Genomic DNA, 26887 nt, shown 5'->3' on the forward strand with positions numbered 1-26887 from the left:
TCCTCTCTAACCTAATACTAAACCAGTATCCTCTGGTAAACCCAATGCAATATTCATACATTGAACGGCGGCACCCGATGCACCTTTACCTAAATTATCGAAAATGGCGTGAACCATGATGCGTTCATCGTTACCAGTGACATAGATTTTCATACTGTCCGTATTGCTCAATTGATTAGCGTTTAACATACCGCTATTACTATTTTCAGTAAATGGTGCAACCGTAACGATTGTACTATCTTTGTAAAAGTATTCTAACGTTTGTTGTACCTTATCAATACAAACAGGTTTATGACATAAACGACTATGAATACCTACGGTAACCTCCATTCCAGAGTAGTAATCATCAACAATTGGCATAAAAATTGGAGCTTCACTAAGGCCGCATACATGTTGTACTTCGGGTAAATGTTTATGTTCTTGACCAAGCCCATATTGACGAGGCGCATAAAGGAAATAGTCCTTAGGACTGCTTTCATATTGACCAATCATCTTCTTACCACCACCGCTATAGCCTGTTAAGGATGTAATGGTGAAAGGATAATCCGCTGGCACGAGCCCTGCTTTTACAAGAGGCGCTATACAAGCAATCATACCGCTCGCATGACAGCCAGGATTTGCAATATGTTTTTTAGTTGCAATATCTGTTTTGTAGCTTTCACCAAGTTCTGGGAACCCATATGCCCAACCAGCTGTAGTTCTAAACGCTGTAGAAGTATCAATAACCTTACATGGAAAATCACCAATAGCGGCCATAATTTCCTTAGATGCCACATCAGGTAAACATAGAAATACAAGATCCGCTTTTTTTGCAACCACTTTAATGGCCTCTACATTTTTGCGATCCTCATCAGCAGTCGCTAAGAGTTCTATATCTTTTCGATCGGATAATCGTTCATGAATTCTAAGACCAGTTGTGCCTTCATGACCAACAATAAATACTCTATGGGGTGTCATAATAAACCTCAATTCTCACCTATTGGTGACTCACACCTATTTATATAGCCCTTTATCCAATATAAATAGAAAACAAACTATACGATTCATCACCATTTAGGAGGATGAATTTATTTCAATGGATAATCTCCAAAGGTGGCAACCATAACTGCCTTAATCGTGTGGAGACGATTTTCTGCTTCTTGAAACGCTAAAGAGTTTGAACCTTCGAATACCTCTTCAGTCACCTCAATGCCATTCATACCAAACCGTTCATAAATATCTTTACCCACTTGTGTTTCTGTGTTATGGAACGCAGGTAAACAGTGGCAGAACTTAGTATTTGGATTGCCAGTTAATGCCATCATTTCTGCATTTACTTGGAATGGTTTAAAGGTATTGATACGTTCCTCCCACATATCGTAAGTATCACCCATCGTTACCCACACACCAGTGTAAATAACATCTAAGCCTTTAACGCCTTCAGCTACATCATCTGTGCAAGTAATAGTAGCACCCGTTTCTTTAGCCACTTTTAAGCACTCTTCGTAGAATGGACCAGCTGGCCAGTATTGTTTAGGGCCAATGAGTCTGAAATCCATCCCCATTTTAACGGCACCACTCATCAAGGCATTACACATATTAGATTGACCATGACCTACATAGGCAAAAGAAATTTCATTCAACGGTTTGTCGATATTTTCTTGAAGTGTTAAGAAATTAGCTAATGTTTGTGTAGGATGATCCATATCGGTAAGCCCATTCCAAACAGGTACGCCAGAATAATCAGCTAATGTATCTACATCGGCTTGATCAAAACCTCTAAACTCGATAGCATCATACATAGATCCTAGAACACGAGCTGTATCTTTTAAGGATTCTTTTTTATTCATTTGGGAACCTGTAGGGCCAAGATATGTTGTATGAGCACCTTGGTCCGCAGCCCCTACCTCAAAAGCACAACGTGTCCGTGTTGAGTCCTTTTCAAAAATTAATGCAAAGTTTTTACCTACTAATGTTTTGATTTCTTTGCCCGCTTTTTTATCGGCTTTTAATTTTGCTGCTAAGTCCAAGAAGTATTTAATTTCTTCTGGTGTGTATTGAAGCATTGTTTTAAATGATGTATGTTGTAAACTTTTCATGATAACCTCTTATTTCAAACTACTTATTTAACTACTTTTCTTGTAAAAATTCGGCGGCAATAGCAGCCATCATTGTTATACCAGGTTCCAGAATGCTTTCATCAATGGTGAAAGCCTCATTATGTAAGGCCGGATTACCTTCAAACCCAGTACCTAACCAAAGAAAAGCACCTTTTATTTTATGAAGATATGCGGAGAAGTCCTCTGCTGCCATAGACGGAAATTCAGGATGGACCACAGCTTCTTTACCAAGATATTTCTCTACAATAGATGTGGCATAATCGATGGCCTCTGGATTGTTGATGGTAGCACCATGACCACGTTTATAATCTAAGGTACTCTTTGTTTTTAATAACATATCGAGAGCTTGTAAACTTTCACCTAAGCGGCGCTCAATATAATCCCGTTTTTCTGGTTCATAGGTACGGCATGTTCCTTCAAGATATACATCACCACAGCCTACATTGTATCGGTCACCACCATTAATCACACCAATGGTACATACGAGATTTTCCATTGGGTTCGTTTCGCGGGCCACCATGGATTCCACATTTACAATCCAGTTTGCGGCTGCTACAATTGCGTCTACCCCATTATGAGGTTCTGCACCATGAGTAGCTTTCCCTTTAATGTGTACGAGGAAGTGATCGGATGCAGCCATGAGATTACCTTTTTTAAGACCTACAGTTCCCACTGGCAATTGAGGCCACACATGAAGTCCATATATCTCATCCACATCGTCGAGGATGCCGCTATCTACAATACCTTGTGCACCTGGGAATAATGCTTCTTCTTCGGAAGGTTGGAATACAAGCTTTACGGTGCCATGCAATTGATCTTTAATAGACTGTAAAATGGCTGCTGCACCAAGTAAAATCGCAATGTGGCTATCATGACCACAAGCATGCATAACGCCGTCATTTTCTGATGCAAATGGCAATCCAGTACTTTCATGTATGGGTAAGGCATCTATATCAGCACGCAATGCAATGACTGGTCCAGGTTGAGTCCCTTCGATTTTACCGATAACGGCATAATCAGAAACATCATTTACAAAAGGAATACCTAATTCACCAAGAATCTTTTGAATAAATAAAGATGTATTTTTTTCTTCACCAGATAATTCTGGATGACTATGAATATGTCTACGCCATTCCACAACTTGTTCTTTATATTGGGAGGCATATTTCTTAATTAAATCTTGTAAAACATTCATTAGGCTATCTCCTTTATACACGATATGTATATTTTATACATATTTTGTGTATTTTTATAATCTATACACGTATTATAATACTACCTACCATAATTAGCAAGTATTTATACAAATTTTACGTATTTTTATTTGTTATATTGTAAATCAATTTTACTCATAGATTCTTGCTACCTTTGATTAGAGAAAAAAAGACACCTTCCAAAGAAGGTGTCTTTTTCTTATTTTTCAACGACTGATTCGTCGAGCTGAGTACCGTCAGGTAAAAATGATTTTACAATCAGCTTATTCGGTGTCACTGTCATAGACATATAATTATTCGTTTCAGGCTGAGGCGCTACATATACATCTAGAGGATGCTCTTTCCACTTAGGACGGCGTGCATCACCAGCTATTCCTGTAAGGATATACAGTGGACCCGTTGGATCTCGATCAAAATTTCGTACATGGCCACGGTTGCGGTATGTATGTAAATGAGCAGATAAAACTAAATCCACATTAAACTCATCGAAGATAGGCATAAATAATACGCCCTCGTCATCGAAACCTACATCGCGACTTGCACCTGGTCGGTCAAAGGCATATTGGAATGGATCTCGATGCATAAGAACGACAATCCATTTCTTCGTATTAGCTGCAAGATCTTGGCGTAACCATTGAACCTGTACATCGTATAAATCAGGATGATGCGTATAATGATTATCCTCATGATTGCTTTCATATAACATTGTATCTAATACAACGTAATGAACATCACCGAAGTCATAGGAATAATAACGACGATTAAAAATTTCATTCCCATTAGGCGGTACTGCGAAGTAATTCAAATACGCATAAGGCTCGCGCATTTTCCAATCTAATGTATACATCTCGTGATTGCCTAATGTCGTTGCTAACGGCACATTAGCACTCAACGGTCTAATGGAATTTAACCAAGTGCGCCATTGATAGGCATGCTCTCCATTATCTACAAGGTCACCCATGCTAATATACAAGGCTGTCCTAGGGTTACGATGTGCTGAGTCCTTTACAATCTCTTCCCACTGAGAATAATCCCCCGACTGAGAGTCTGGATAAATAAGAACATCATACACACTGGCGCCAGCCGTTTCCAGAGAGTACCAATCACTACGGCGATCACTACCATAACCAACTCGATATTCGTATTTAGTATTAGGCGTCAAACCAGTTAATGTACCCTCATGGATATAGGTAGTACTACCATCATCTGTAAAAGCTTTGTCTGTAGCTCTTATCGTTTGAGTCGTATCAGCTCCAACAAGACGATACTCTATTACCGCATCAGCTTCGCTGCTATCTGATTGCCACATAATAGTACGACTCGTGCTGTTATCTTGAGCTACAATTTGCCTAATATAACGACTTTCAGAATCGAGGAGTGGCTTAATTTCTTGGCCACTCACCACAGCCGCTGTTCTAGCTATGCGACTCTGTATGGCCTCCTTATAGACATATCCACCTACAACAGCACAGACCAAGGCAATAATGGTCAGTACGGATATAATTAATCTTTTTTTGTTCATATAATTCTAATTCTTTTCGTAATATTGTTTCATTTGTGTATAGCCATTAACAATGACTTCGATTTCACCCGTTCTAGGATGGAAGATAAGTCCGTGAATAGGCACATCTTTAGGAATCAAAGGATTCATACGCAATTCGTCTACTGTATCCTCTACATTTTCAGCAGGATGTGTAAAGCCATCAGCCCAGCGTTCCATTTCTTTACGGACCATATGAATCGCTTCTGGTGCAATACCACGAGCCAGCATTTTTTCTGTTAGATCTTTTGCCGTAGTTTTTGCCATACCACATTCGTGATGACCAATGATAAAGATTTCGTTAACGCCTAGCTCATAAATACAAACAAGTAAACTACGTACAACGCCATCAAAGGGACCTGTAATACAGTTACCTGCAGTCTTTACGATTTTCGCTTCACCGCGCCCAATATCCATGGAATCTTCTAAGAAGTTAACAAGACGTGTATCCATACATGTAACAATTGCCATTTCACGACTAGGCATTTTACTACACTTTGTATCTGTATCTACATAACCTGTATTTTGATCTTCTACATATTCTTGATTATGGGCTAAAATATCATCTAATAAGCTCATAGTACCTCCTATATAAAAAGACTTTGGCATACAACCAAGGTCTCTATATCAATAATGCTCGATATATATATTATATCATATTAAGTTGTACACGCTTTAAGCCACAAAAAATAGGTCTATTCAAATACATGTATTATATATTTGAATAGACCTAAATCGCTTTTAAAGTGCTAGAGTACACACCTTATCTATCAGGTGTAGATAATGCTTCGATAGCTACGCTACCACCGCGTACAACTTCAATACGATTGACGAACATAGCTTTAAATAAGGCAATCATGTCATTATTTTTAGATACGGTCTTTACACATTGAACAAGTACAGATTTACGATTATAATCCACAACTAACAAATCAAAGGTTTTGGCAATGCGGAAAATTTCTTGTTTGTCTGCTTCTTTACAGCTATTGACCTTGATAAATAGTAATTCTTTTTTCGTAATTCGCATGTCAGTAAAGTCGATAACTTTAATAACCTCCACACTGCGATTTAGTTGCTTAATAATTTGTTCGTACGTCAAATCATCACAAGTAAGATCAATCGTCATACGAGACATGGTAGGGTCTTCAGTTTCCCCTACCGTCAATGTGTCAAGATTATAATTTTTGCCTGCGAAGAGGCCTGAAATCTTAGCTAGTACACCGATTTGGTTTTCTACATACGCTGAAATACAGCGTTTTTTCATTTGTACTTCCATAACCCCTCCTATTTTTTATCCTTCAACAACATATCACTTAAAGACTTACCTGCTGGTACCATTGGCAACACATTGAGCTCCGTTGGAATGATGAACTCGAGTAGGGTTGGACCATTTTTGAAAGTATCTGCCAATTGGAACCCTTTTTCGATGTCCTCAACCTTAGTAATACGCATTGCCTTTGCGCCATAAGCTTCTGCCAATTTCACAAAATCTGGTACATATTCAAACTCATCATTATCGATTACATCACGTGTTACTAGGGCACTTTTATCCATCAATAAATTCGTGCATGCATATCGTTTATCGTAAAATAATTGCTGCCATTGGCGTACATTTCCGAGGAAGCCATTATTTAAAATAATTAACGTCACAGGCAAACGGTAGTGCATAGCAGTGGCAAACTCTTGGATATTCATTTGCACGCCACCATCACCACAGATGGCAAATACACGCTTATCTGGATTTCCCATTTGCGCCCCTAATGCAGCAGGAAAACCATAGCCCATAGTCCCTAAGCCACCAGACGTCAACATTTGATATTGACCTTTCACATCAAGGAACTGGGTAGTCCACAATTGATTTTGACCCACATCGGTTGTAACGATAGGATGTTCATAGTGATGATTGATGTACTCGATAACAGTTTGAGGTGTTAACCCCTCTTCGTCAGCTTGAGTGACAGGGCGCTCTACCTTAAGTTGCTGTAATTGTTTTGGCCATTCGCCAAGGTCGTGAGGTTCAATATATTCTAAGATTTTTTCAATAGCCAATTTAGCATCTGCTACGATTGGAATATCAACCTTAATATTTTTAGAAATAGATGCCGCATCTACATCAATATGGATAATCTTACAATTTTGTGCAAAGGTACTTAGTTTACCGGTAATACGATCATTAAAGCGCGTACCAATAGAAATCATCACGTCACAATCAGTTATGGCTACATTAGGAGCATATCCACCGTGAATCCCTACATTACCAAGATACAATGGATGACGGCTGTCAATAGCACCTTTCCCCATCAAGGTTGTTACAACAGGAATCCCTGTTTTTTCGACCAACTCCATCATAAGGTCGTTGGCACCACTAATGCTTACCCCACCGCCTAATAGGAATAGAGGCCTTTTAGCTTTACTAATAATAGAACAGGCCTTTTTAACTTGACCTACGTGAACAGTGGTATTTGGTTTGTAACCGCGAATATTAATCTCTGTTGGATATTCATCTGACCCCATAGCCTTCTGAATATTCTTAGGAATATCTACTACAACAGGGCCTGGACGACCTGTGCGAGCAATGTAAAAGGCCTCTTTCAAAATACGACCTAAATCTTTACGTTCGCGAACAGTAACGGCATATTTACAAATATTGCGGACGATGCCAACAGTATCTACCTCTTGAAAAGCATCATTGCCCATGAGGCCTAAATCAACTTGTCCAGTAATACAAACGAGGGGCACACTATCTGCATATGCTGTGGCAATACCAGTCACAAGATTTGTAGCACCTGGACCGGAGGTTACCATACACACCCCTACTTTACCAGTACTCCGAGCATAGCCATCTGCAGCATGAGCTAAGGCTTGTTCATGACGAGGCAAAATAACCTTTACTTGATCTTGTTTATATAATTCATCCATGATATCGATGGTTGCGGCCCCAGGATAGTTAAATAAAAACTCTACCTGCTCCTCTTGAAGGGCTTTTACCAAATACTGTGCGCCTGAAATCATAGGTATCTCCTTATTTATATAATGCATGCATATCGAATTCTCAATATTGACATCAGATATATCTAAAAAATTGAATATCTTATCTAGATATGTTATACTCAGTAGTGTACCATATGTTGTGGTACATGAATATGTATAAAATCTCAAATTATAGAAATATATGTAGATTCTATTTTGAAAGGACTAAATATCATGAAAGAAATCTTAGGTTTCCATTTAAACGGTTGCCCTTATTGCGCTAATGCATTCCGTGCTATCGATGAACTCGTTGCAGAAAATCCTGCATACGCAGATATTCACATCAACTGGGTTGAAGATCAAGATGCTCATGAGCTCTTCAAAACTCACCCATATGAATACTATCCAAACTTGTGGTTCGACCTCGACAAACAATACGAGGCGCAACCTGGTGAAAGCTATGACCAAACAAAATCTTTAATCAAAGCTGTATTGGACAAAGCACTCGCGTAAAACGCTATATTCACAAATAAAAATGCACCCTTAACATATAATCTAATGTTAGGGGTGCATTTTAGTATACTGTAAGATTATAGCTTTTTTTGTACCATAAACTTACTGACTGCCTTATACACAATTAAAATCAGTGCAATTTCTAAAGGGAAACAAATTATATTTTTAATAAGACGTCCAATAAATATAGCAGATACTGCTTTGTTATAAAATATTGTAAGCCACATTGTATTCAATATCAGATGTATGCATACAGTAACAATCGTTTCCGGTAAAAGTAATTGTTTAAATGTAACATTACGACCGTGTAAAAAATATCCATACACATAGCCTACAAGAAATTCAGATACGATAAAGCCGGGAAAGAATACCCCTTGCCCAAATAGGGACATACCTATAAAACAGGCAATAGCAGCCATTATACCTGCTGCCATAGGCCCATAAAGAATGCCAAATATAGCGGTTGATAAAAATCCAAAGGTAATATGTATAAATGTAGTATGAATAGCAAATATATAAGATAATAAGACCGTCAAGGCTACAAATACGCCTGTCTTTACAATCATATCAGTTTTCATAAGATGTACGGTTCCTTTTTCTATCCTTCCACTCTAAATACATATGACGAACAACTTGAATGGGTGATACAAATAACATTCTAGGTCCACCATAGCGCATGATTTCACGTATTTTTTCACGATATGTAGGCGCATAACAATGCGTTTTACATACGCTACAGAAGGTTTTGCTTTCCATATGAGGACATACATCTATACGATGTTCCGCATACTGCCAAACTTTCTGACACTCCTCACAAAGTTGCCCTTTAGGAGTATGGTGCTTATTATGACAATAGATGCCAATAATTTGGTACATAGTTTTTAGTTCTAACTTACGTTTCTCATCAACCGTCATGGTTCTCTCCTATTTCACAGACCAAGAAACCCATGCCACCTTATCAACGGTCTTATTATGGATTTCTCCATCAATAGCTAGTGGCTCAATGAGATTTCTAATCTCTTCTTTCATGTCTTCCATGTCTCCCCATCCATTATTATGAAGTCGCATGGTAAAATAATTAACTGCCTTTTCAAGAGACATAACCTCTGTTTCAGGAACCGTTTTGTAAGTTACTTTCACATTATGCCCCATCTCATGGATTGCATCTAAACACTCTTTCATCTTACCATCCCACGGAAAAGAATCACGGCCAAAGAAATGTTCAGATAACATATCAACCATTTCGTCACTGCGTTCGCTGAAAGCAATCCACAAGCATTTATCCTTACTCGCATCGTGCATGGCGCGAATATTTTCTACATCAAACATAATGGGACAGAAAATACTGTATGCCAAATCAAAGCTTTTATCCCAACCTAGTTCACGACGAGTTTCATCAGACCAAGGGCCGATATACAAGCTAAGATCTAATCCTTCCGCCTCTGCCAATTGTTTAGCACCACGAATCATACCATCAGATAAATCGATACCAGTCGCTTTATAGCCTTCACGAGCTAAGCCCAATGCATAGTCACAAACACCACAGCCTACATCAAGTGTACGACCATTCGCTGAAGGTAATAAATTTTCATCCTTTAAGAAGGCTAAAAAATCAGTAACCTGTGCTTTGCGATCCTCGCGATTGTGCATTTCTACAAAGTACTCGGAACGATGGTTCCATGCATCTTGCTCATCACGCCAAACTTCGTTGACGGTAAGCTCTTGTATTTTATTTGTCATATTATCCCCTCTAAATAGCCACATCCCTAAATGGATGGGCTATAGATACATATATAATTAATTTTTCACTTAGTTAAATTTACTACGTAATTTAACTCTCCCCTATATGTCCTAGTGTTCCGGCTAGGATGTTCAGATTTTCATATAGATATCCTTATTGTACATCATTCTCAAAACAAAATGTGTTACCCAAATCACATTTATCTCCCATTAATACATACAGATAGCACTTTAAAGTTGACTATATATTATATTATTTCATACATTACTCTGATTGATTATAATAAAGAAAAGGAAAATTTAAAAGTATGGGAAAATATATGATAATTCTAATGTTTACATTGATAGCTATTGCTGTAGTTTTTGCTACTTATAACTTATCTATAATTAGATCTATGCCTCCTGAAGAACGTTATAAACTTCTTTACTTTAAAGATGATCAAGTGTCTATAGGCATTGGATTAGTAAAAAGAACCTATAAATTAAAAGATATTCGAGAAGTGCGTTTCTCCAAGGGCAAAAAATTCCGTAGTATGGGAAGCTGGGCAGGCAGAATGAAGATTTGCAAACTAAATGGTAAGACAAGTCATTGGATAGAATTTGATGGTACTGTCTATTACAAAAAGATGGTATATATAACAAATGAAGAAATCATTGATAAATCAATAAATATACTCATGAATGAATTTAGATCTAGAGGGATTCAGTGTAATATATATAGATAGTAAAGTTAGAACACTAAAGTACACTAAATTATGATATGCGAATATATAATTCTCTGTCCTATAGACTAATTATAGACATACAAAAAAGGCTTCTCGAAATTTCGAGAAGCCTTTTATTTGGTGCGCCTAGCAGGATTCGAACCTGCGCACCCGGTTCCGGAGACCGGCGCTCTATCCCCTGAGCTATAGGCGCATGAATACCTAAAAATTATACCATATTACGCTATGGTTCGATAGTATAAAGTATATGAGGCAGATAGGCTTATAGAAAGGCCCTCAATGTAGATTAAAATTTCAGCTACCATTGAGGACCCATCAGTATATATATTTCGCTTAAAGTTGCTCTTTAAGCACTGCTAGTAAAGCATCACAGCTACGACTGACATCATCATAGGTTTCGTCAAAGTTTCCCGTATACCAAGGATCCTTCACATCGCGGCTTTCACCAACGAACGACATTGCCTTGTAAACCTTAGAATCTACATCATCACCAATGATACGACGTAAGTTCCGCCCGTTATTTTCATCCATAATGATGAGATAATCAAAGTTATGATAATCATCCATCGTCACTTGACGTGCCTTACGACGAGTATAAGGAATACCCATTTCATCTAATTTCTCTTTAGTCCCATAATGAGTATCGTTTCCTATTTCTTCACGAGATGTACCAGCGGACTCAATATAAATAGAATCACTTAAGCCAGCCTTTTTAACGATATGTTTCATATAGAACTCTGCCATTGTAGAGCGACAAATATTGCCATGGCAGATGAATAAAAGGTTAATCATAAAATATACTTTCTCACGCCTAATAAATTTATAGTTTAAGTATACTCAACAAAAGTTGACATCATACTAGCTGCATTGATTGCAAACACTTTAGATTCCTTATGAAATTCATATTTTCCTAGTTTAATACTATAGTTATTTGTATATTGATTAATAAAAATAGCATCATACACTCGATTAATTAAAGTATTAGTATCAACAACAGTATATCCAGGTTGTGCTTTTAGACATTCATTAGAATCCAGCAAATTCTCAAGTAGAAAAACTGATTCGTCCATCATTATCAAATTAACTAGAGGCTTAGAATCTTTTCCACTAATAAAATTATCATACTCCGTAATATTAGCGATTTTCAATCCTATTAATAATGGAACAATACACATTAAAATAAAATACGTACCTCTACCAGTAGCAGTTTGACACCTTATAAGACTAGGGTTTATCATCGGCTTTAGAACAGAAACTTTTACTTGACAATAAAACTTACTAATTTCACGTAATTCAAAATCAAATAGATTTACTATATTTTTAATAATATTCTCAATGTAATGCTGAGAATATATACCTAAACCATCATAGAATCCTTCTATATTAGCTGAAGGTATTGATACCCTAAAATCAAAAAATCTATCCAAATATCTACAAGAATCAAACCCCTCACCATAATAGTGTTTAATTGTATGTTGTAATTGCTCTAAATTCACAGAAAAAACAAATGTAATTCTTTCGTTAGATATATAATGCTTCAATTGTTCAAGTAAACGAACCGCAAAAGAAGGTTTGCAACGATCTAATTCATCAATAAAAACTATAAGTCTATTACCTCTTTCTGCTAATAGGTCAGAAAAAACAATTGAATATCAGTCTCTATATTTTTTTTGCTCCGAAATACTTCAAAAGGATTCTCCGACTTTAGAGTTTCTAGAATCTTATTTAAATTATACCCACTAATTTCAGAAAGAATACTTGCAGCACTTCTAGCTAAATTATTTTCAGATATAGAAAAATCTACACATATTTGTTTGGTTATTTCATATATTAGCGAAAAAATTGGTTCAGTATCATTATCATTTATCCAAGCATCATAATATACTGCTATCATACAGTTTTCAAAATCTTGAGTACCATCTAAAAGCCCAAGTTTTGTTAAAATAGTATTTCTTAAATCTTCCTCCATACCACTTTGTGGATTACATGCATTAACAATCATTTCACTCTGGCGTACAAAAAATGTTTTACCACTCCCCCATCTACCATCTAATGCAACAGTACTAGCTTCATTTTGTGCAGATAAAAACTTATAAAAATAAATAAGATGCTTATTTCTACTTAATTTATCTTCATATAATGTCTTTTTTAGATTATACTCTGTAGGCATTAATTCATATTTAATCATATTCTCCAATAATGTTTCCTTGAAAACTACAATAACACTTATTTTAAATTATACACGAAAATCTCTTATAACATATGATATAGGAGATTTTATCCTATATCTAAAACTATCATTAAATTATCACAAAGCTACAAACCTAATTTTTTAAAAAATGCTCTATTTCTTTGCTTTGCATTATACAAAACTTTATCTAGAGGAACAACCTCAATATAAGCCTTGTATTTATCATGATACATATAGTAACCTCTATCATCAGGTGTTTTTTTATAATCTCTACTTTCTAATATTTCTTCTAAACTTTTATCAATATCACAGATTGCATATAAATAAAATTGTGTTGTATCACGTGCCATTATAGTTCTTCCTGTTTTTGTTTGTGCATCTTTATTTCTTATTTTCCGAACATATCTAAGCATTTGATCCATAGGATTATCCTCATTCGAATATCCCGTTCTCATGGGCCGTTTTAATTCTACTATTGAAATTGTATTATAATAATCACATCCCTCTTCATCTGAAAAAGCGGCAGAGTTATCTAGAAATAATAAATCTGGCCGATCTCCTCTTTTTTTCAATGACTCATCCGATGCAATATATTCACAAAAAGCTAAGCGTTCATCAATCAACCATAAATTATGATAATTTTCTATATTCTCTTCATTTGTTAACTTCATTGGGTAAATTAAATTATGAATATATGCCTCTTTCTGATATTTTTCATCTTTAATTTTTAATCCATCTTCAAATAAGTCTATAATTACCTTTCTATGTGCTATATACTTGGCTAATTTTGCCTGATTACTTTCACTTAACTGTTTTATAGTTTTATCTAACAACTCTTCGTAACCGTCAATATCACTACTAGTTTTAATTTTTTTAGCCGCACTTAAAAGACCATGAGTGTGTTCCATCTCTAGCTTATGTAACATTAACTCAAGTTTATCATCATTAAGTGTTGGATCGAAAGTTCTTATTTCAGCTTTCTTATACTTTAATAAATACTGATATTCTGGCGCTGTACTAGAAATATATTTTCTAACTCTATTTTCATTCTGATCCTGTAACCTATTTAACTCATCTCGCAAATAATCTTGTATACTATGCTTAGCAGAATTTATAATCTGAGATAATGTCAATATATTATTAAATAGTCCTTCATCATCATTTGGAATATTAAATGCTAGTCTATTATCGCTGACATTTAAATCTAAATAATCTGAAGAAATAATAGCTACATAATATGCAGCTCCATCATGAAATGTTGCACCTTTTATTGTATTAATATAACTATCTAATTTATCCTTTTTAACTACCCTATTATTTGCCGCCCAATAAATAAAATTATTTTTTTGTAAGTCCTTTCTTAATAGTAAGTGTTTTATCTTGAAAGGAATCTCATTTATACTAAAATCAACCTCTTTAGAGTCTATTAGACCGTTAATTATGAGTTGATTAATCGAAACTGTATCTGATTCATCACGTATGTTAATCTCAATATTACTATTTGCTAATAAATATTCAATATAATGTTCGATTATAGTATTTGCGATATCTATCGTATTTTTACAAAGACCTTTACTATATTCTAAAATTGGATTTTCTAAAAGAATTGTTGTTTTATTATCAACATATTCCTCATGATATATATTCAAGTCATCAATAATGTCATCATTATTTAAAGTAAATGAAAAAGTACGCTTATTAATTAAGTTCCCCTCATTAGGATCTTTATATATACTTTCAACAAAAACATTTTGAAATACTTTTAACCACGTAAAGCGCCCAATTCCTTTTCCTCCAATTTTAGATTTATAGTCAGAATCAGCTGTAAGAAAAGATTCCATATTACTTTCTGTAAAACCAATACCATTATCAATAATAGCGATAGATTTAATTTCTTTAATCCCTTCAATAAGAGTGTCACGCCTTTTAATATCAATTAAGATTTTGCCTTTAAAAGCCTCTTTATCTTTTTCACTGCGCTCTTCTATTGAATGTATTGAGTTAATTACAGCCTCCAAGACAGACATAAAAGATTGATTTTTAGTTAAATTAAAATTTCTAACTCTCCCATTTAAATTGAATCCCATCTTAGGCATTTTCTCTACTACCTCCTTAGAAAAACACAAAGTTTTATCTTAATTATACTTTAATATATACTATTGTAAATTAAAATAATACAAAACTAGTTAGTCTAACGAGACATCAATTCTATAAATAGTTAAAGGCTCCTCTTTAAAGTAATTATAGAGGAGCCTTTATAATGTCTAATGATAGAAGCCTAAAAACTAATCATGGCTTTTATTTACCTTCAGCTTTACTTAAAACCATAACTTCACAACCAAAAATATTATAATTCATAGTACTTATGCTAATATTCACTTTATCTTTCGCACAAAAAAATCTTTAAAAATTATGTCGTATCCCAGCATCAATGCGCCATGTATTTTCTACGATAGCACCAAAGTTTTTAGTGAATGTACCATATAGATATGTACTAGGACTGACGCTCCAAGACCCACCAATTTCAGCATCGAGCCATGTATCCTTCAAATCTACTGTTGTTTGTACTGTTGGATTACCTGGTGCGGAATATGTTGTATTTGCCTTACCAGAGAATTCATGCGCTAACGCTAATTTAGCGAAAATATTGGATCTTTCTGTTTCTTTCCCAATGCCAATACCAAGTCTGCCTACAGCAGAGTTCACAGCATCAGCTTTCACATGCATAGAACCACCACCGACAACAGAAGCATCATAGGATACACCATTCAAACGGCCTACAATAAATTCTACACTAGGATCGATGTAGAAGCCATTTTCCTTCTTAATACGTTTACCATATTCAGCGCTTAAGGATGTGCCATATGTATGGTAATCACCGTTCACACGTTGTCCACCTACGGAGTAGAGCTTATAATCATTGGATAATCTATTACCACGTGCAATGATATCTAAATAACGACCATCATCATGTTGTTTTGTGCCATACAAGGCGATGCCGCCAAGTTTGCCATCACCACTACCGTTGGCATATGAATTACTAGATGTACTGTAATCAATAGCGCCGCCAAAAATCCAACCATTAGAAGCCTTATGATCGTAGCCGACTTGTACCCCATTATACGTCATATGTGCATCAGCACCGTCTGTGATTTTAGATTTACCGCCTATATATTTTGCCCATACACCTTGGTTTGTATTAGCTAAACGAAGATCTCCTAAACGGCGTTGTAAATCATTGGTATTACTCTTCCATGCCATAGCAGTCGATGTAAGAGCAGATTTTGAACCACTCACTAAGGATGATTCATTAGCACGATTAATCTTTGTTGTATCATTTACAACAAGACGCCCCTGCGAGTCAAAATGATCTGCACCTAGTTCTGCAACAGCACCTGGACGAGTAATCCCTTCATTGATTTGAACTGTTGTGCTCAGTTTTTTATCATTGCCAGTATATTGTAATTTATCAGCTAAGGCTTGTATTTCCTTTCGGTAGCTATCATCATTAGTCAAATTAGCTCCATCGCCTTGCAAGGTAATATGGCTATTATCTGCAGCATGTTCAACAACAATATTCCCCTTTCCTTTTTCACTAGCTGGAACACCGGCCTTATAAACAGCATTCACATAGCCGCTATAATTTTGAATTGTAATAGGCCGTGCATCAATAGGATGAAGTATACCAGCTGCCGTTGGAGTAACACCACCTACAAGGTTACGAACCTTACTGCCCTTGTATAGATATGCTGCATTATCCCCAGATGGACGTTCTCTTTTAGGGGTAGGCCGCTCCATACCAATCCATTCATTATTCCAAGTCCCTCCATTTTGTAAATAAATGTCAGCACCAGAATTATGAGGGTTCTTATTGCTTTCAGCATATTCATTTAGTACAGCACCCGTAAGTTTAGAATTAGGTGTTGTAAAAGCTAATGCTATATTCGTTGGCATTTCGTTATGATTTGGATCACGTCCATAATCCTTATTAATTAACCCTACATTCCCAACAGCGACCAATTCTTTAGCCCCTGGATGTTTACCATCAGAGCCAGTATTAACGTATACATCACCCTCTTCTGCCACCACAGAGTAAGTATCAGAAGTTTCTAAAGGATGCGTGATGATACGTCCACCACCATCAACAATAATATGACCACGTTGATTAGCTTGTAAACCGACACCGATAGCATCGATATCTACATTGCCTTTGACGTGAATATTAGTATCTCCATAATCTCTATCAGGATTGTCCTTGCTGAGTCTTGGCACTTTACCACCGTAACCAGCATACACAGCGCTCATATAGTAATGACCGAGTTCCCTTTTTGAGGCTGGTGCATCATTTTTAAGGCGTACAATCAAATCTTTATCCACCGTCAATTGTGATCCAAATCCATTATAAATACCTGATACATTTTTAGTTTTACCTGTATCTGTTAAGCTTTTACCATGCACATTAACCGTCAAGGTATCTTCTATATGCTTAACTTCTGGTTGTGTTTGTACCGGTGACCCCATTGTTAAGCCAAGCAATTCCTCCGCTTTATCGCTTGTGGCATTAATTTCTGTAGCAAATGCAGAGTAGGTCATTCCAGTTAATACCAATGCAGCCATCACAGCCGATACATTTCGTTGTAATTTCATAAAAATCTCTCTTTCTTACCTCACCCAATACGAGGCTCTCACAGAACGCATTTATACGTACACCCTAAAATTATAAAAAGACCCCCTAAGTCCAACTTAGGAGGTCTTGTTTATTTCACACACTTAGTAAATAGTAAATAGTATATCCTATATTATTCAGGATTGATGATGAAGGACAATGCACTGAAGTATTTATTTTGCTCACCTTTAGTTTGAGTTGGGAAGCCCACTTCAACGCCTACTACGTTAAGGCCGTTAGCACTTACTGTAACAGTTGCTTTACCATTTTCATCAGCTTTGCTTTCATTAGTAAGATCATTAATTACGTCTTTGATTAAAGGTGCATTTGCATATGGTTTACCGTCTTTCAAGACTTGGATTTCATATGTATCACCTTTTCTAAGAGTTAATGGGTTAACAGATGGAATGATTTGAATGAAAGCATCTTTATTATTGAAAGGTTTTGCTTCTGCATTCCAGTAGTGAACGTCATATTTAATGGCATGTGTACTTTTTTGAGCGCCTGGTACTTCAGAGATTGGTTTATGAACTGTTTTACCATCTTTGTCTTTTGTCCAGTAGCCATAGTCAAAATCAGTTACTGTAATGCCCAATTTATCATTTGGTACAACTACTACATTTTTTTCATGTTTAATAACTTGTACAGGAATTACCATACCATTGTTATCTAAACCAATGATGCTTTTTACCATTTCTGGGCTATATGCATCATCAACAGGGCCTTCGCCAAGTACTAGCGCTTTTTCATCTAAGCGGTTAGCAAAGAATACGCCATGCGCATCAACGGAAGAGCACACACAACCTGCAGCCAAACCTACTGCAAATAAAGAAGCTAAGATTTTCTTATTCATAAGAACCTCCATAATCAATAACTTATTTCAACAAACTTGATATTATTATACAGCGTTACAAATATTTCGTATATACCAATACCCCTATTAGCAAGTTATTATGCGTATTTAGTATATTAACGCATTTTTATACCCATTAATCATAAATGATAAAATTATCATCTATTTTCATGGAGATATAATCCACAGGAATATGTTAGATAACAACTTATAGATTAGATAAAAAAGGCGCCCCCTAAGGAGCGCCTTTATATATCTGCATGATATATTATTTTTTATTCTTTGCTGCTTTCGCACGTGCGTTGCGATCAAGGATTGTTTTACGCATACGAATGCTTTCAGGTGTTACTTCAACGAGTTCATCGTCGTTGATCCACTCAAGAGCTTGTTCCAAGGAGAAGATACGAGGTGGTGTCAAGCGTACTGCTTCATCAGAGGAGCTGGAACGCATGTTGGTAACATGTTTCTTCTTACATGGGTTAACATCCATATCAAGTTCACGTGTATTCTCACCGATAACTTGACCTGCATAAACGTCTTGATTAGGGCCAACGAACAATGTACCACGGTCTTGAACGGAGTTCAAACCGTATGGAGTAGTTTCGCCATTTTCGAAGGCTACTAAAGCACCGCGTGTACGGGAAGGAATTTCACCTTTGTATGGTGCATAGCCATGGAATACATGGTTCATAATACCATTACCTTTTGTAGCTGTTAAGAATTGGGCACGGAAACCAATCAAACCACGAGCAGGAACTACGAATTCCATGCGAAGGTAACCAGCTAATTCAACCATGTTAGTCAATTCAGCTTTACGTTGACCAAGGTTTTCCATTACGGTCCCCATGAATTCTTGAGGTACGTCGATAGTCAATGCTTCAAGTGGTTCACACAATTGGTCGTTAATAGTTTTGAAGATTACGCGAGGTTTACCTACTTGTAATTCGTAGCCTTCACGACGCATAGTTTCAATCAATACAGCCAAATGCAATTCGCCACGACCAGATACTTTGAACGCATCTGCAGAATCAGTTTCTTCTACTTTCATGGATACGTTAGTTTCTACTTCGCGGAACAAACGATCACGCAAGTGACGGGATGTAACAAATTCACCTTCGCGGCCTGCGAATGGAGAGTTATTTACGGAGAATACCATGGACAATGTTGGTTCGTCGATGGAGATGGATGGTAATGCTTCAGGATTTTCAGCATCTGCTACTGTTTCGCCGATGTTGATATCGTCAATACCAGCGAATGCAATGATATCACCCATTTCAGCTTCATCAGTTTCAACACGGTTCAAGCCATTGTATGTATACACACGACCGATTTTCGCTTTACGAGTACTTTCACCATTCATGATAGCCACTTGTTGGTTGGTTTTCATTTTACCGCGAACGATACGACCTACGGCGATTTTACCGATGAAGTTATCGTAATCAAGTGTAGTTACCATAAATTGAAGAGGACCTTCCATATCACCTTGTGGTGCAGGAATTTCATCGATCAATGTTTTGAATAACGGTTCCATGTTTACAGCTTCATCATCCCAATTAGTTTTGGACACACCTGAACGAGCAGATGCGTATACTACAGGGAAGTCGAGCTGATCATCATCAGCTTCAAGTTCCATGAATAATTCAAGAACTTCATCTTCAACCTCTTTAACGCGTTGGTCAGGACGGTCGATTTTATTGATAACTACGATTGGTTTCAATTTTTGTTCTAAGGCTTTACGCAAAACGTATTTAGTTTGAGGCATTGGACCTTCGTAAGCATCTACGAGAAGCAATACGCCGTCAACCATGTTAAGTACGCGTTCTACTTCGCCGCCGAAATCAGCATGGCCTGGAGTATCAACGATGTTGATTTTAATACCATCATGCATTACAGCAGTGTTTTTAGACAAAATAGTAATACCGCGTTCACGTTCCAAGTCGTTGGAGTCCATTACGCGTTCTGCTACTTTTTCATTTTCACGGAACACATGGCTTTGTTTTAATAACGCGTCCACCAAAGTAGTTTTACCATGGTCAACGTGGGCGATAATCGCTACATTACGAAGATTTTCGCGAATCATAAGATCCTCCCTTTAATTCTTTCAGTATATTCTATATCACATAGCCTCGATAAAATGGGCTATGCAGGTATATTCCCCAAAATTGGCAACAGTTAATTATAACGCAGTCTATAGAAAAAAGTCAAAACAGTACACCTATTCTAATCATGGCAATTTCAACATTCGATTATACTTTTGATTCATCTTAAGACACAACCTATTTATGCTCTATCGCCCGCTTAGCAGATTTACGCAACAACGGAATTTGTTTATCTGTTAAATGGAAACAGAATTTAGGAATCAACTTTTCTATAATCTCCTTATCAGAGGCTTTCAAAATATATTCTGGCTGTAGTATAAGTTCTAATGCATCAAGCCCAGGATAATCTTTACCTATACTCCAATCATGATTTTTATTAAACGGACAGCAGTCTTGGCAATTATCACAACCTAATATCCACTCTTCCAACATATCCTCTGTCACACCTTCTGGCAATTTACCATCACCAAAGGTATTGATATAAGATACACAGGTTAATGGATTCATTGTAAAAGGTGCAGATAGAGACTTCGTTTTACACTTTTGCTGACATAAATCGCAAGTCTCTGGACATGGTGGTATCTCTAGATGACGAATATACTCACAAGGCTGATCAATTAAATAGGCTACCAATTCATAATTAGAGCCTTTAGGTCCATAAAAGAAATTGTTTTTTCTATAAATTCCAAGTCCTGCCGCTACAGAAGCAGGGCGCAAAGGAACAACACCAGTAGGCTTTGCTGTTTCACCACCAATAAATTGGATGTTCTTATCATTGAACCATGTTTCAAAAGATCGCCTTTGTTTGACTTCGACCCCATCAGGGATATTAGCTAACGATAGTAGTAAGCCTTTTGCATATCGCTTTTGAAGCGAAGCAGGAAACTTATACGCTCCAAAATATTCAGTACAAACCACTATAGATTGTGCCCAAGGATAGTTTTCTTTCAATGTTAAAAAGGCATTACTATGTGCATATACCTTTTTACTTTCAGGTACATCTTCTAAACGCTTTATCAACCGTTCTTTATAAAAATCAAGTGCATCAAGAGGCACTATACCACAACTGTCATACCCACACGCTAGCGCTTTATCATAAATCTCCTGGGCCAACAAAGTATTCATATCATCGCCTCCAAAATATGAACTAACTATAAACCTATCATACTCTTTTAAAAACTATAAAAAAGATTTCTTATGAATCCGTCATCCTTAAAAGAGTAACATTACATAAGAAATCTTATATTAGTATTTAATTTGTATTAATCTTCACCAATCATGCGTACTTCTGGTTCGAGATGTACACCGTGTTGATCATACACACGACGTTGTACCTCACTAATCAGGTCAAGTACATCCTTCGCACTTGCACTACCTGTATTGATTACGAAGCCAGCATGCTTATGAGATACTTGCGCATCACCTACAGACAAACCTTTTAGGCCTGTTTGTTCAATCAATGTACCTGCAAAGTACCCTGGTGGGCGCTTAAAGGTTGAACCTGCACTGGCATATTCCAAAGGTTGCTTTGATTCACGTTTTTCTGTTAACTCATCCATACGTGCCTTGATGGCATCCTTGTCGCCTGGTTTGAGTGTCATAATGACTTCCCCAATAACTTCATGATTATCGTGGAATACACTATGACGATAAGCAAAGTCCAAGTGAGATCCATCATACTCTTTAATATTTCCTTGGAAATCTACGGCTCTCACTGCAGTAACTACATGGCTCATTTCCCCATCATAAGCACCTGCATTCATAAATACGGCACCACCAAGTGTGCCTGGAATACCAATGGCAAATTCAAGACCAGATAAACTATTCTCCCAAGCAAATTCAGAAGCATCCTTTAACATATACCCGGAACCGATGCACAATGTGTTTTCGTTACAATCCATGATTTGGGTCATATGTCGAACTGATACGACAGCGCCACGGATACCTCCGTCTTTCACTAAAATATTAGATCCACAACCAATAATAGTTACAGGCACATCTAATTCGTGAATGGTACGAAGTGTAAAACTAAGTTCTGCCATCGTAGTAGGTTCAATAAATAAGTCCGCAGGTCCTCCAATTTTGAATGTCGTATGATGACAAAGAAGCTCCTGCTCTCGTACACGCGTACTTGGTAATTTTTCTAATAAAGCTGTTTGTAATACCTTAATGTTTTGGTTGTTGTTCGCCATGATCTAACACTTTCATCCCCTCAGTGATTGGTTCGCTAATGATTTTATAAATATCATTAGAAATCTGGCTCCAACGCATTTGCGCTTGCAAATAAGCAGCCGCTGCAGCATTTTCTTGAATTTGAGGCATCAATTCCTCTTGTTTCTTTTGCAACTCATCCGCTTCTGGAGCACCAGACAACTTAGCATATTCCCATTGCATTTGTTGAGCCATAAATGTGCGAACCAAACCCGTTGCTACTGCATCTGCTTTCACTGCTTCCTGAGCAGCCATTAACTCTTTGTACTCTTCAGATTCACGCATTGCGTGAGCTAAATCATGAGCTTTATCGTAGTTCATAATATCCTCCTCCAAACAACACCGTTAAAATCGCTACCGGTCATATAGATTTGGTAGATCTTCTAACACATACGTATAATATATTTCTCAATTATGAAAGTCTATTTATTTAGATTGAATCCAATTGCCTTCAGCCTTAAGATCTGGATAATCAAGTTGACGCATACCTTCATAAGCTATAATCGCCACCGCATTAGATAAGTTCAGAGAACGTGCTTCATCTACCATGGGTATACGAATGCATGTATCCTCTTTACCATCTAATAAACTTTCAGGCAACCCTCTTGTTTCAGGCCCAAAAACGAGCATATCACCGATTTCATATTTCACCTCAGAATGAGTATGCTTTGCTTTAGTAGTGGCATAGAAATATCTACGATCAGGATATTTCTCATATAATTCTTGAATATTTTCATGTACCTGTACATCTACCAAGTGCCAGTAATCAAGGCCAGCCCGTTTTACGTGCTTGTCATCAATAGAAAAGCCAAGGGGTTTGATGAGATGTAAGGTCATATGATTGGCGGCGCATAAACGCGCTATATTTCCTGTATTACCTGGAATTTCAGGCTCATAAAGTACTATTTCCATTTTCAATCCCCTATTCTTTATATCTATATTATTCTACAAAGGAACGGACAAAATGTCCACTTTTCCCGCCTTCTTTTTCTACAAGATATGTAGGGCCTATAATCATCCCCTTATCAATAGCTTTACACATATCGTAGACTGTTAAAAGTCCTACTTGAACCGCCGTAAGTGCCTCCATTTCAACACCTGTCTTTCCTGTCGTTTTTACGGTAGCATGAACTTTAACAGCTCTATTATGTGTAGCATCCGTACAGGCTGGACTTTCACCAGCAACAAGAGTACAATGCACCTCAACCTTAGTTAATGCTAACGGATGACAAAGGGGAATGAGATTACTCGTCTGTTTCGCCCCCATAATAGCTGCCAATTGAGCCACACTAAGAACATCCCCTTTTTTTATTGTTCCCGCCCCGATGCGCTCATAAATGGAATCATTAATAGCAATAAATCCTTCTGCCACAGCAGTACGAGTTGTAATATCCTTATCTGATACATCTACCATCCAAGCATTTCCATCTTGATCAAAATGTGTTAAATCCATAATATATCCTTACTAATTATGTATAAATTATCACCAATAGTTTTATTTTCATTTATTATATTATACAATAGAATTAAGAATTGTATGTACAAGGAAGGAAGTGTTCCTATGAAAACAAAACTAACTTATTTTGGTCACGCTTGCTTTATGCTCACACGTGGCGATGTATCCATGATTTTCGACCCATTCTTGACCGGTAATACATGGGATATCGCTAAAAAAGAAGATATCAAATGCCAATATATCTTTGTCAGTCATGGCCATGATGATCACTATGGAGACACAGATTTTATTGCCAAAGCAAATGACGCCCTCGTTATCTCTACTGCTGAGGTAGCGGGTAAAGCAGCAGCTGCCGGTTGTCGTACACACGCCATGCATTTAGGTGGCAAGTTCGACTTTGAATTCGGTTCTGTTCGAATGGTTCCTGCCTTCCACGGCGCTGGCATCCCTGGCGGTCACGCTGCAGGTTGTATTGTAGATTTCTACGGAGATATCCTATACTTCGCTGGTGATACAGCACTCTTTAGCGATATGAAATTATTAAATCGCTTTGGTGAAATCGATTACGCACTTCTTCCTATCGGTGATAATTACACAATGGGAGTTGAAGATGCAGCCCTTGCTGCCTCTTATGTAAAAGCGCGTATTTCCATTCCAATTCACTACAAAACATGGCCTGTTATCGACCGTGAACCAGGTGTATTTACAAGTCTTGTAGAAGGCAAATATAACCAAACAGCACTCATTATCGATCCAGGCTCCTCTATTGAGCTTAACAACTAATAAAAGATCCACAGACCTAAAAATGACGCAATCCGCTGGATTGCGTCATTTTTGTATACCATTTTGGTTCAAGATTAAACCTATAAAAAAACATGCGACCTAATATACTAAATCTCTTGATTAGCCATAGAAAAGCCACCGCGATTAACCATACGTACAAACTCATCAATATCCTGAGTTTCATCAATCCCCACATAACCGAGTTCACGAACCATGCCGTACGGATTAAGCAAAGATAATTGTGGATTCTCACCGGTCAATACCCACAGCACCTTATAGCCTCTTGGCGTCTCTCGTAGTCGCTCTTCCCCTTTGCCATCTGTAAAGTATACAAGTAAATCTACACGGTTTTGATTAGCCAGAGAGAATACAGGAGTAAAGGCTGTAGCACCACGCACATCGAGGCGCGGCTTCACATCCTTCACGGATTCCATCGTATAGGTGCGGCGTACTTCATTATCACATTCTACAACAGTAATACGATGGTTATAAGCATGCACGATTTGTAGCACTTGCTCTAAAGCATTTGTAAACTCCACATCAGTTATACTACCACTCATATCAAGAGCAACCCATACATTTGCCTTATGTTGGCGCAATGTGCCAGACAACTCCAAACGCTCAGGTTGACGACGATTACGACGCATCGTCGTTTTTTTGTATCCACTCGCTACCTTGCCCATTAGCTTTTTAAGGTAGAAATACCAAGGCAAGGCACGACGTGTCTTTTGGAATGTATCGATAAGGCTTTTCACATAGCCTTCCATATCCCCCTTTGAGGCTTCGTTGATATAGCGTTCCGTGATTTGATCCATCGTATCTGTATCAATAGAATCAGATTCATCCCAAATATCATGGCTAGTTTGAGGGTCAAACTCCATAGCAACCGCCGTATCTGCGTTATCGATAGTCACAAAGAGGTCTGGTTTTTCTTTCATGACCTTATCAATAGCCTTCGCATAGTATTCAATGGTACGGAAACGCTTTAATAACAAACCAAAGCGCGCATTTACATTGGCTACCGTTACCGCATCACGGTCTACATGTTCAAGGTAATCGTTTACGACCATATCCATAGCCATATGGACTGCTGTTTTGTGAAAGCCTTGGCTCAGTGCTTTTACCCGCATCAAATGAGCAGAAATGATATGAAGAACTTCACGCTTAATACCATCCTTCATCACATCAGGCGATTGGCGTAACAAGATAAAGGGATTTACATATAATACATATCCGCCCTGTTTAAGATTAATACCAAAAGCACTGGCCATATCAAAGCGAATGCGATGAGTCATTTGTAAGTAAAAGTAACCAAAGAATTGGTCCTCTTCAAGAAGCAAGCTGTTTACATCATGCAATATATTCCACAACCGTTGCTCATAGGCCGGTGTCATTACGGCTTGCTGCATAACGGAGAGGTCTGTCCCCTCCACTTGTACGTCTTCAAGAGCACGACCGATAGTACCTATATGGCTATCCGACATATTATGATTCATAAGATCAGCCGCTATACGTTCAGGCGCCATGCTATGATGGTGTTCTTCATAGCTATCTACATAGGCCTCATAAGATGCGTATATTTGCGTATACAAAGCCTCTGCTTCGCGATGTATGCGCTCTCGTTTCGCATGCCATCGATCAAGAGCCTCGATAGCCTTCGCATCATAAGAACCCGTTTTTTCCCAGCCATCGATATGAGTTAGCAAATCCGACGCATCACGTATATCATCCTTATCTAAGTTTCGTTGCATAATTCCACCTCCTTTTCTTAAAAAACAAATTTAGTTTATATCATATTCCATATATCAATTAGCCTCATAACTAATA

26 protein-coding genes and 1 tRNA gene are annotated in these 26887 nt (G+C 37.3%); 3 read left to right on the top strand and 24 right to left on the bottom strand.

Features of this window, described 5'->3' with window-relative positions; genetic code table 11:
• Window positions 1-6: 6 nt before the first annotated feature.
• From argC to ilvB, 7 genes are all read right to left on the bottom strand, one after another.
• Window positions 7-957, bottom strand: coding sequence for an N-acetyl-gamma-glutamyl-phosphate reductase (gene argC / locus AAA071_RS03660; protein ID WP_004698661.1), 951 nt, complete (start codon window positions 955-957; stop codon window positions 7-9).
• A 110-nt stretch (window positions 958-1067) separates the two neighbouring features.
• On the bottom strand, window positions 1068-2078 hold the full coding sequence (gene argF, locus AAA071_RS03665; protein WP_195213083.1) for an ornithine carbamoyltransferase: 1011 nt from the start codon (window positions 2076-2078) through the stop codon (window positions 1068-1070).
• 31 nt (window positions 2079-2109) lie between these two features.
• A complete protein-coding gene (locus AAA071_RS03670; RefSeq protein WP_195213082.1) occupies window positions 2110-3294 on the bottom strand; it encodes a M20 metallopeptidase family protein in 1185 nt (394 codons plus the stop codon).
• Between the two features lie 218 nt (window positions 3295-3512).
• Window positions 3513-4835: a purple acid phosphatase family protein gene (locus tag AAA071_RS03675; RefSeq protein WP_302132221.1), complete on the bottom strand. Its 1323-nt coding sequence runs from the start codon at window positions 4833-4835 to the stop codon at window positions 3513-3515.
• Between the two features lie 6 nt (window positions 4836-4841).
• On the bottom strand, window positions 4842-5432 hold the full coding sequence (locus AAA071_RS03680) for a beta-class carbonic anhydrase (RefSeq protein ID WP_302132220.1): 591 nt from the start codon (window positions 5430-5432) through the stop codon (window positions 4842-4844).
• Window positions 5433-5616: 184 nt separating this feature from the next.
• Window positions 5617-6129: an acetolactate synthase small subunit gene (ilvN, locus tag AAA071_RS03685; RefSeq protein ID WP_195213079.1), complete on the bottom strand. Its 513-nt coding sequence runs from the start codon at window positions 6127-6129 to the stop codon at window positions 5617-5619.
• A gap of 8 nt (window positions 6130-6137) precedes the next feature.
• Window positions 6138-7865, bottom strand: coding sequence for a biosynthetic-type acetolactate synthase large subunit (gene ilvB, locus AAA071_RS03690; protein ID WP_195213078.1), 1728 nt, complete (start codon window positions 7863-7865; stop codon window positions 6138-6140).
• A 192-nt stretch (window positions 7866-8057) separates the two neighbouring features.
• On the opposite strand from ilvB, the gene AAA071_RS03695 reads away from it, so the two are divergent.
• Window positions 8058-8336, top strand: coding sequence for a hypothetical protein (locus tag AAA071_RS03695; RefSeq protein WP_008601532.1), 279 nt, complete (start codon window positions 8058-8060; stop codon window positions 8334-8336).
• 77 nt (window positions 8337-8413) lie between these two features.
• Here the strand turns inward: AAA071_RS03695 and AAA071_RS03700 are convergent, their stop codons facing one another.
• Genes AAA071_RS03700 through AAA071_RS03710 form a run of 3 tightly spaced genes read right to left on the bottom strand, consistent with a single transcriptional unit; the run spans window position 8414 to window position 10076 of the window.
• Window positions 8414-8914, bottom strand: a complete 501-nt coding sequence (locus tag AAA071_RS03700; protein WP_155086015.1) for a folate family ECF transporter S component — start codon at window positions 8912-8914, stop codon at window positions 8414-8416.
• Window positions 8904-9251 (bottom strand): nitrous oxide-stimulated promoter family protein, encoded by a 348-nt coding sequence (locus AAA071_RS03705; protein ID WP_008601536.1) that lies wholly within the window; start codon window positions 9249-9251, stop codon window positions 8904-8906. Before AAA071_RS03705 ends, AAA071_RS03700 begins: the two co-directional genes overlap by 11 nt.
• 9 nt (window positions 9252-9260) lie before the next feature.
• Complete coding sequence (locus tag AAA071_RS03710; protein ID WP_195213077.1) at window positions 9261-10076, bottom strand: class I SAM-dependent methyltransferase; 816 nt, start codon at window positions 10074-10076, stop codon at window positions 9261-9263.
• Between the two features lie 308 nt (window positions 10077-10384).
• On the opposite strand from AAA071_RS03710, the gene AAA071_RS03715 reads away from it, so the two are divergent.
• On the top strand, window positions 10385-10801 hold the full coding sequence (locus tag AAA071_RS03715) for a hypothetical protein (protein ID WP_195213076.1): 417 nt from the start codon (window positions 10385-10387) through the stop codon (window positions 10799-10801).
• 118 nt (window positions 10802-10919) lie between these two features.
• Here the strand turns inward: AAA071_RS03715 and AAA071_RS03720 are convergent.
• From AAA071_RS03720 to moaC, 13 genes are all read right to left on the bottom strand, one after another.
• Window positions 10920-10994 (bottom strand) — tRNA-Arg (locus tag AAA071_RS03720).
• A 140-nt stretch (window positions 10995-11134) separates the two neighbouring features.
• On the bottom strand, window positions 11135-11593 hold the full coding sequence (locus AAA071_RS03725; RefSeq protein WP_195213075.1) for a low molecular weight protein-tyrosine-phosphatase: 459 nt from the start codon (window positions 11591-11593) through the stop codon (window positions 11135-11137).
• Window positions 11594-11628: 35 nt separating this feature from the next.
• Window positions 11629-12447: a KAP family P-loop NTPase fold protein gene (locus tag AAA071_RS03730; RefSeq protein WP_316581711.1), complete on the bottom strand. Its 819-nt coding sequence runs from the start codon at window positions 12445-12447 to the stop codon at window positions 11629-11631.
• Window positions 12426-12989 (bottom strand): P-loop NTPase fold protein, encoded by a 564-nt coding sequence (locus tag AAA071_RS03735; protein ID WP_316581708.1) that lies wholly within the window; start codon window positions 12987-12989, stop codon window positions 12426-12428. Before AAA071_RS03735 ends, AAA071_RS03730 begins: the two co-directional genes overlap by 22 nt.
• A 128-nt stretch (window positions 12990-13117) precedes the next feature.
• The gene (locus AAA071_RS03740) at window positions 13118-15088 is read right to left on the bottom strand and encodes an ATP-binding protein (protein WP_195213073.1); all 1971 of its coding nucleotides are present in this window, start codon (window positions 15086-15088) and stop codon (window positions 13118-13120) included.
• A gap of 307 nt (window positions 15089-15395) precedes the next feature.
• Window positions 15396-17639: an autotransporter family protein gene (locus tag AAA071_RS03745; protein WP_195213072.1), complete on the bottom strand. Its 2244-nt coding sequence runs from the start codon at window positions 17637-17639 to the stop codon at window positions 15396-15398.
• Between the two features lie 152 nt (window positions 17640-17791).
• Window positions 17792-18511, bottom strand: coding sequence for a DUF4198 domain-containing protein (locus AAA071_RS03750; protein ID WP_195213071.1), 720 nt, complete (start codon window positions 18509-18511; stop codon window positions 17792-17794).
• A gap of 268 nt (window positions 18512-18779) precedes the next feature.
• Window positions 18780-20591: a translational GTPase TypA gene (gene typA, locus AAA071_RS03755; protein WP_004696644.1), complete on the bottom strand. Its 1812-nt coding sequence runs from the start codon at window positions 20589-20591 to the stop codon at window positions 18780-18782.
• A gap of 196 nt (window positions 20592-20787) precedes the next feature.
• Window positions 20788-21735, bottom strand: coding sequence for an epoxyqueuosine reductase (locus AAA071_RS03760; protein WP_195213070.1), 948 nt, complete (start codon window positions 21733-21735; stop codon window positions 20788-20790).
• Window positions 21736-21872: 137 nt separating this feature from the next.
• Window positions 21873-22802 carry a UDP-N-acetylmuramate dehydrogenase gene (murB, locus tag AAA071_RS03765; protein WP_195213069.1) on the bottom strand — a complete coding sequence of 310 codons (930 nt, stop codon included), beginning with the start codon at window positions 22800-22802 and terminating at the stop codon, window positions 21873-21875.
• Window positions 22777-23142: a YlbF/YmcA family competence regulator gene (locus AAA071_RS03770; protein ID WP_008714407.1), complete on the bottom strand. Its 366-nt coding sequence runs from the start codon at window positions 23140-23142 to the stop codon at window positions 22777-22779. Before AAA071_RS03770 ends, murB begins: the two co-directional genes overlap by 26 nt.
• Before the next feature lie 105 nt (window positions 23143-23247).
• Entirely contained in the window at window positions 23248-23733 is a 486-nt protein-coding gene (gene trmL, locus AAA071_RS03775; RefSeq protein WP_004696651.1) for a tRNA (uridine(34)/cytosine(34)/5-carboxymethylaminomethyluridine(34)-2'-O)-methyltransferase TrmL, read from the bottom strand.
• Window positions 23734-23761: 28 nt separating this feature from the next.
• The gene (gene moaC, locus AAA071_RS03780) at window positions 23762-24274 is read right to left on the bottom strand and encodes a cyclic pyranopterin monophosphate synthase MoaC (protein ID WP_195213067.1); all 513 of its coding nucleotides are present in this window, start codon (window positions 24272-24274) and stop codon (window positions 23762-23764) included.
• Between the two features lie 108 nt (window positions 24275-24382).
• Here moaC and AAA071_RS03785 point away from each other — a divergent pair, with 108 nt between their 5' ends.
• Window positions 24383-25060, top strand: coding sequence for a metal-dependent hydrolase (locus tag AAA071_RS03785; RefSeq protein WP_008714410.1), 678 nt, complete (start codon window positions 24383-24385; stop codon window positions 25058-25060).
• A gap of 107 nt (window positions 25061-25167) precedes the next feature.
• Here the strand turns inward: AAA071_RS03785 and AAA071_RS03790 are convergent, their stop codons facing one another.
• On the bottom strand, window positions 25168-26811 hold the full coding sequence (locus AAA071_RS03790) for a vWA domain-containing protein (protein WP_287525778.1): 1644 nt from the start codon (window positions 26809-26811) through the stop codon (window positions 25168-25170).
• Window positions 26812-26887: the final 76 nt, after the last annotated feature.

This window comes from Veillonella parvula, from assembly GCF_040097785.1.
Taxonomy (GTDB): domain Bacteria; phylum Bacillota; class Negativicutes; order Veillonellales; family Veillonellaceae; genus Veillonella; species Veillonella parvula_D.

Bases quoted from the DNA above. Each gene is read 5' to 3' on its own strand.
- murB (WP_195213069.1), bottom strand. From the start codon at position 22,802: ATGGCGAACAACAACCAAAACATTAAGGTATTACAAACAGCTTTATTA.
- AAA071_RS03735 (WP_316581708.1), bottom strand. From the start codon at position 12,989: ATGATTAAATATGAATTAATGCCTACAGAGTATAATCTAAAAAAGACA.
- AAA071_RS03770 (WP_008714407.1), bottom strand. From the start codon at position 23,142: ATGAACTACGATAAAGCTCATGATTTAGCTCACGCAATGCGTGAATCT.
- AAA071_RS03745 (WP_195213072.1), bottom strand. From the start codon at position 17,639: ATGAAATTACAACGAAATGTATCGGCTGTGATGGCTGCATTGGTATTA.
- AAA071_RS03680 (WP_302132220.1), bottom strand. From the start codon at position 5,432: ATGAGCTTATTAGATGATATTTTAGCCCATAATCAAGAATATGTAGAA.
- AAA071_RS03785 (WP_008714410.1), top strand. From the start codon at position 24,383: ATGAAAACAAAACTAACTTATTTTGGTCACGCTTGCTTTATGCTCACA.
- AAA071_RS03750 (WP_195213071.1), bottom strand. From the start codon at position 18,511: ATGAATAAGAAAATCTTAGCTTCTTTATTTGCAGTAGGTTTGGCTGCA.
- moaC (WP_195213067.1), bottom strand. From the start codon at position 24,274: ATGGATTTAACACATTTTGATCAAGATGGAAATGCTTGGATGGTAGAT.
- typA (WP_004696644.1), bottom strand. From the start codon at position 20,591: ATGATTCGCGAAAATCTTCGTAATGTAGCGATTATCGCCCACGTTGAC.
- argC (WP_004698661.1), bottom strand. From the start codon at position 957: ATGACACCCCATAGAGTATTTATTGTTGGTCATGAAGGCACAACTGGT.
- ilvB (WP_195213078.1), bottom strand. From the start codon at position 7,865: ATGATTTCAGGCGCACAGTATTTGGTAAAAGCCCTTCAAGAGGAGCAG.
- AAA071_RS03675 (WP_302132221.1), bottom strand. From the start codon at position 4,835: ATGAACAAAAAAAGATTAATTATATCCGTACTGACCATTATTGCCTTG.
- AAA071_RS03710 (WP_195213077.1), bottom strand. From the start codon at position 10,076: ATGACAAATAAAATACAAGAGCTTACCGTCAACGAAGTTTGGCGTGAT.
- AAA071_RS03670 (WP_195213082.1), bottom strand. From the start codon at position 3,294: ATGAATGTTTTACAAGATTTAATTAAGAAATATGCCTCCCAATATAAA.
- AAA071_RS03715 (WP_195213076.1), top strand. From the start codon at position 10,385: ATGGGAAAATATATGATAATTCTAATGTTTACATTGATAGCTATTGCT.
- trmL (WP_004696651.1), bottom strand. From the start codon at position 23,733: ATGGAAATAGTACTTTATGAGCCTGAAATTCCAGGTAATACAGGAAAT.
- AAA071_RS03790 (WP_287525778.1), bottom strand. From the start codon at position 26,811: ATGCAACGAAACTTAGATAAGGATGATATACGTGATGCGTCGGATTTG.
- AAA071_RS03725 (WP_195213075.1), bottom strand. From the start codon at position 11,593: ATGATTAACCTTTTATTCATCTGCCATGGCAATATTTGTCGCTCTACA.
- argF (WP_195213083.1), bottom strand. From the start codon at position 2,078: ATGAAAAGTTTACAACATACATCATTTAAAACAATGCTTCAATACACA.
- AAA071_RS03760 (WP_195213070.1), bottom strand. From the start codon at position 21,735: ATGAATACTTTGTTGGCCCAGGAGATTTATGATAAAGCGCTAGCGTGT.
- AAA071_RS03695 (WP_008601532.1), top strand. From the start codon at position 8,058: ATGAAAGAAATCTTAGGTTTCCATTTAAACGGTTGCCCTTATTGCGCT.
- AAA071_RS03705 (WP_008601536.1), bottom strand. From the start codon at position 9,251: ATGACGGTTGATGAGAAACGTAAGTTAGAACTAAAAACTATGTACCAA.
- AAA071_RS03700 (WP_155086015.1), bottom strand. From the start codon at position 8,914: ATGAAAACTGATATGATTGTAAAGACAGGCGTATTTGTAGCCTTGACG.
- ilvN (WP_195213079.1), bottom strand. From the start codon at position 6,129: ATGGAAGTACAAATGAAAAAACGCTGTATTTCAGCGTATGTAGAAAAC.
- AAA071_RS03740 (WP_195213073.1), bottom strand. From the start codon at position 15,088: ATGCCTAAGATGGGATTCAATTTAAATGGGAGAGTTAGAAATTTTAAT.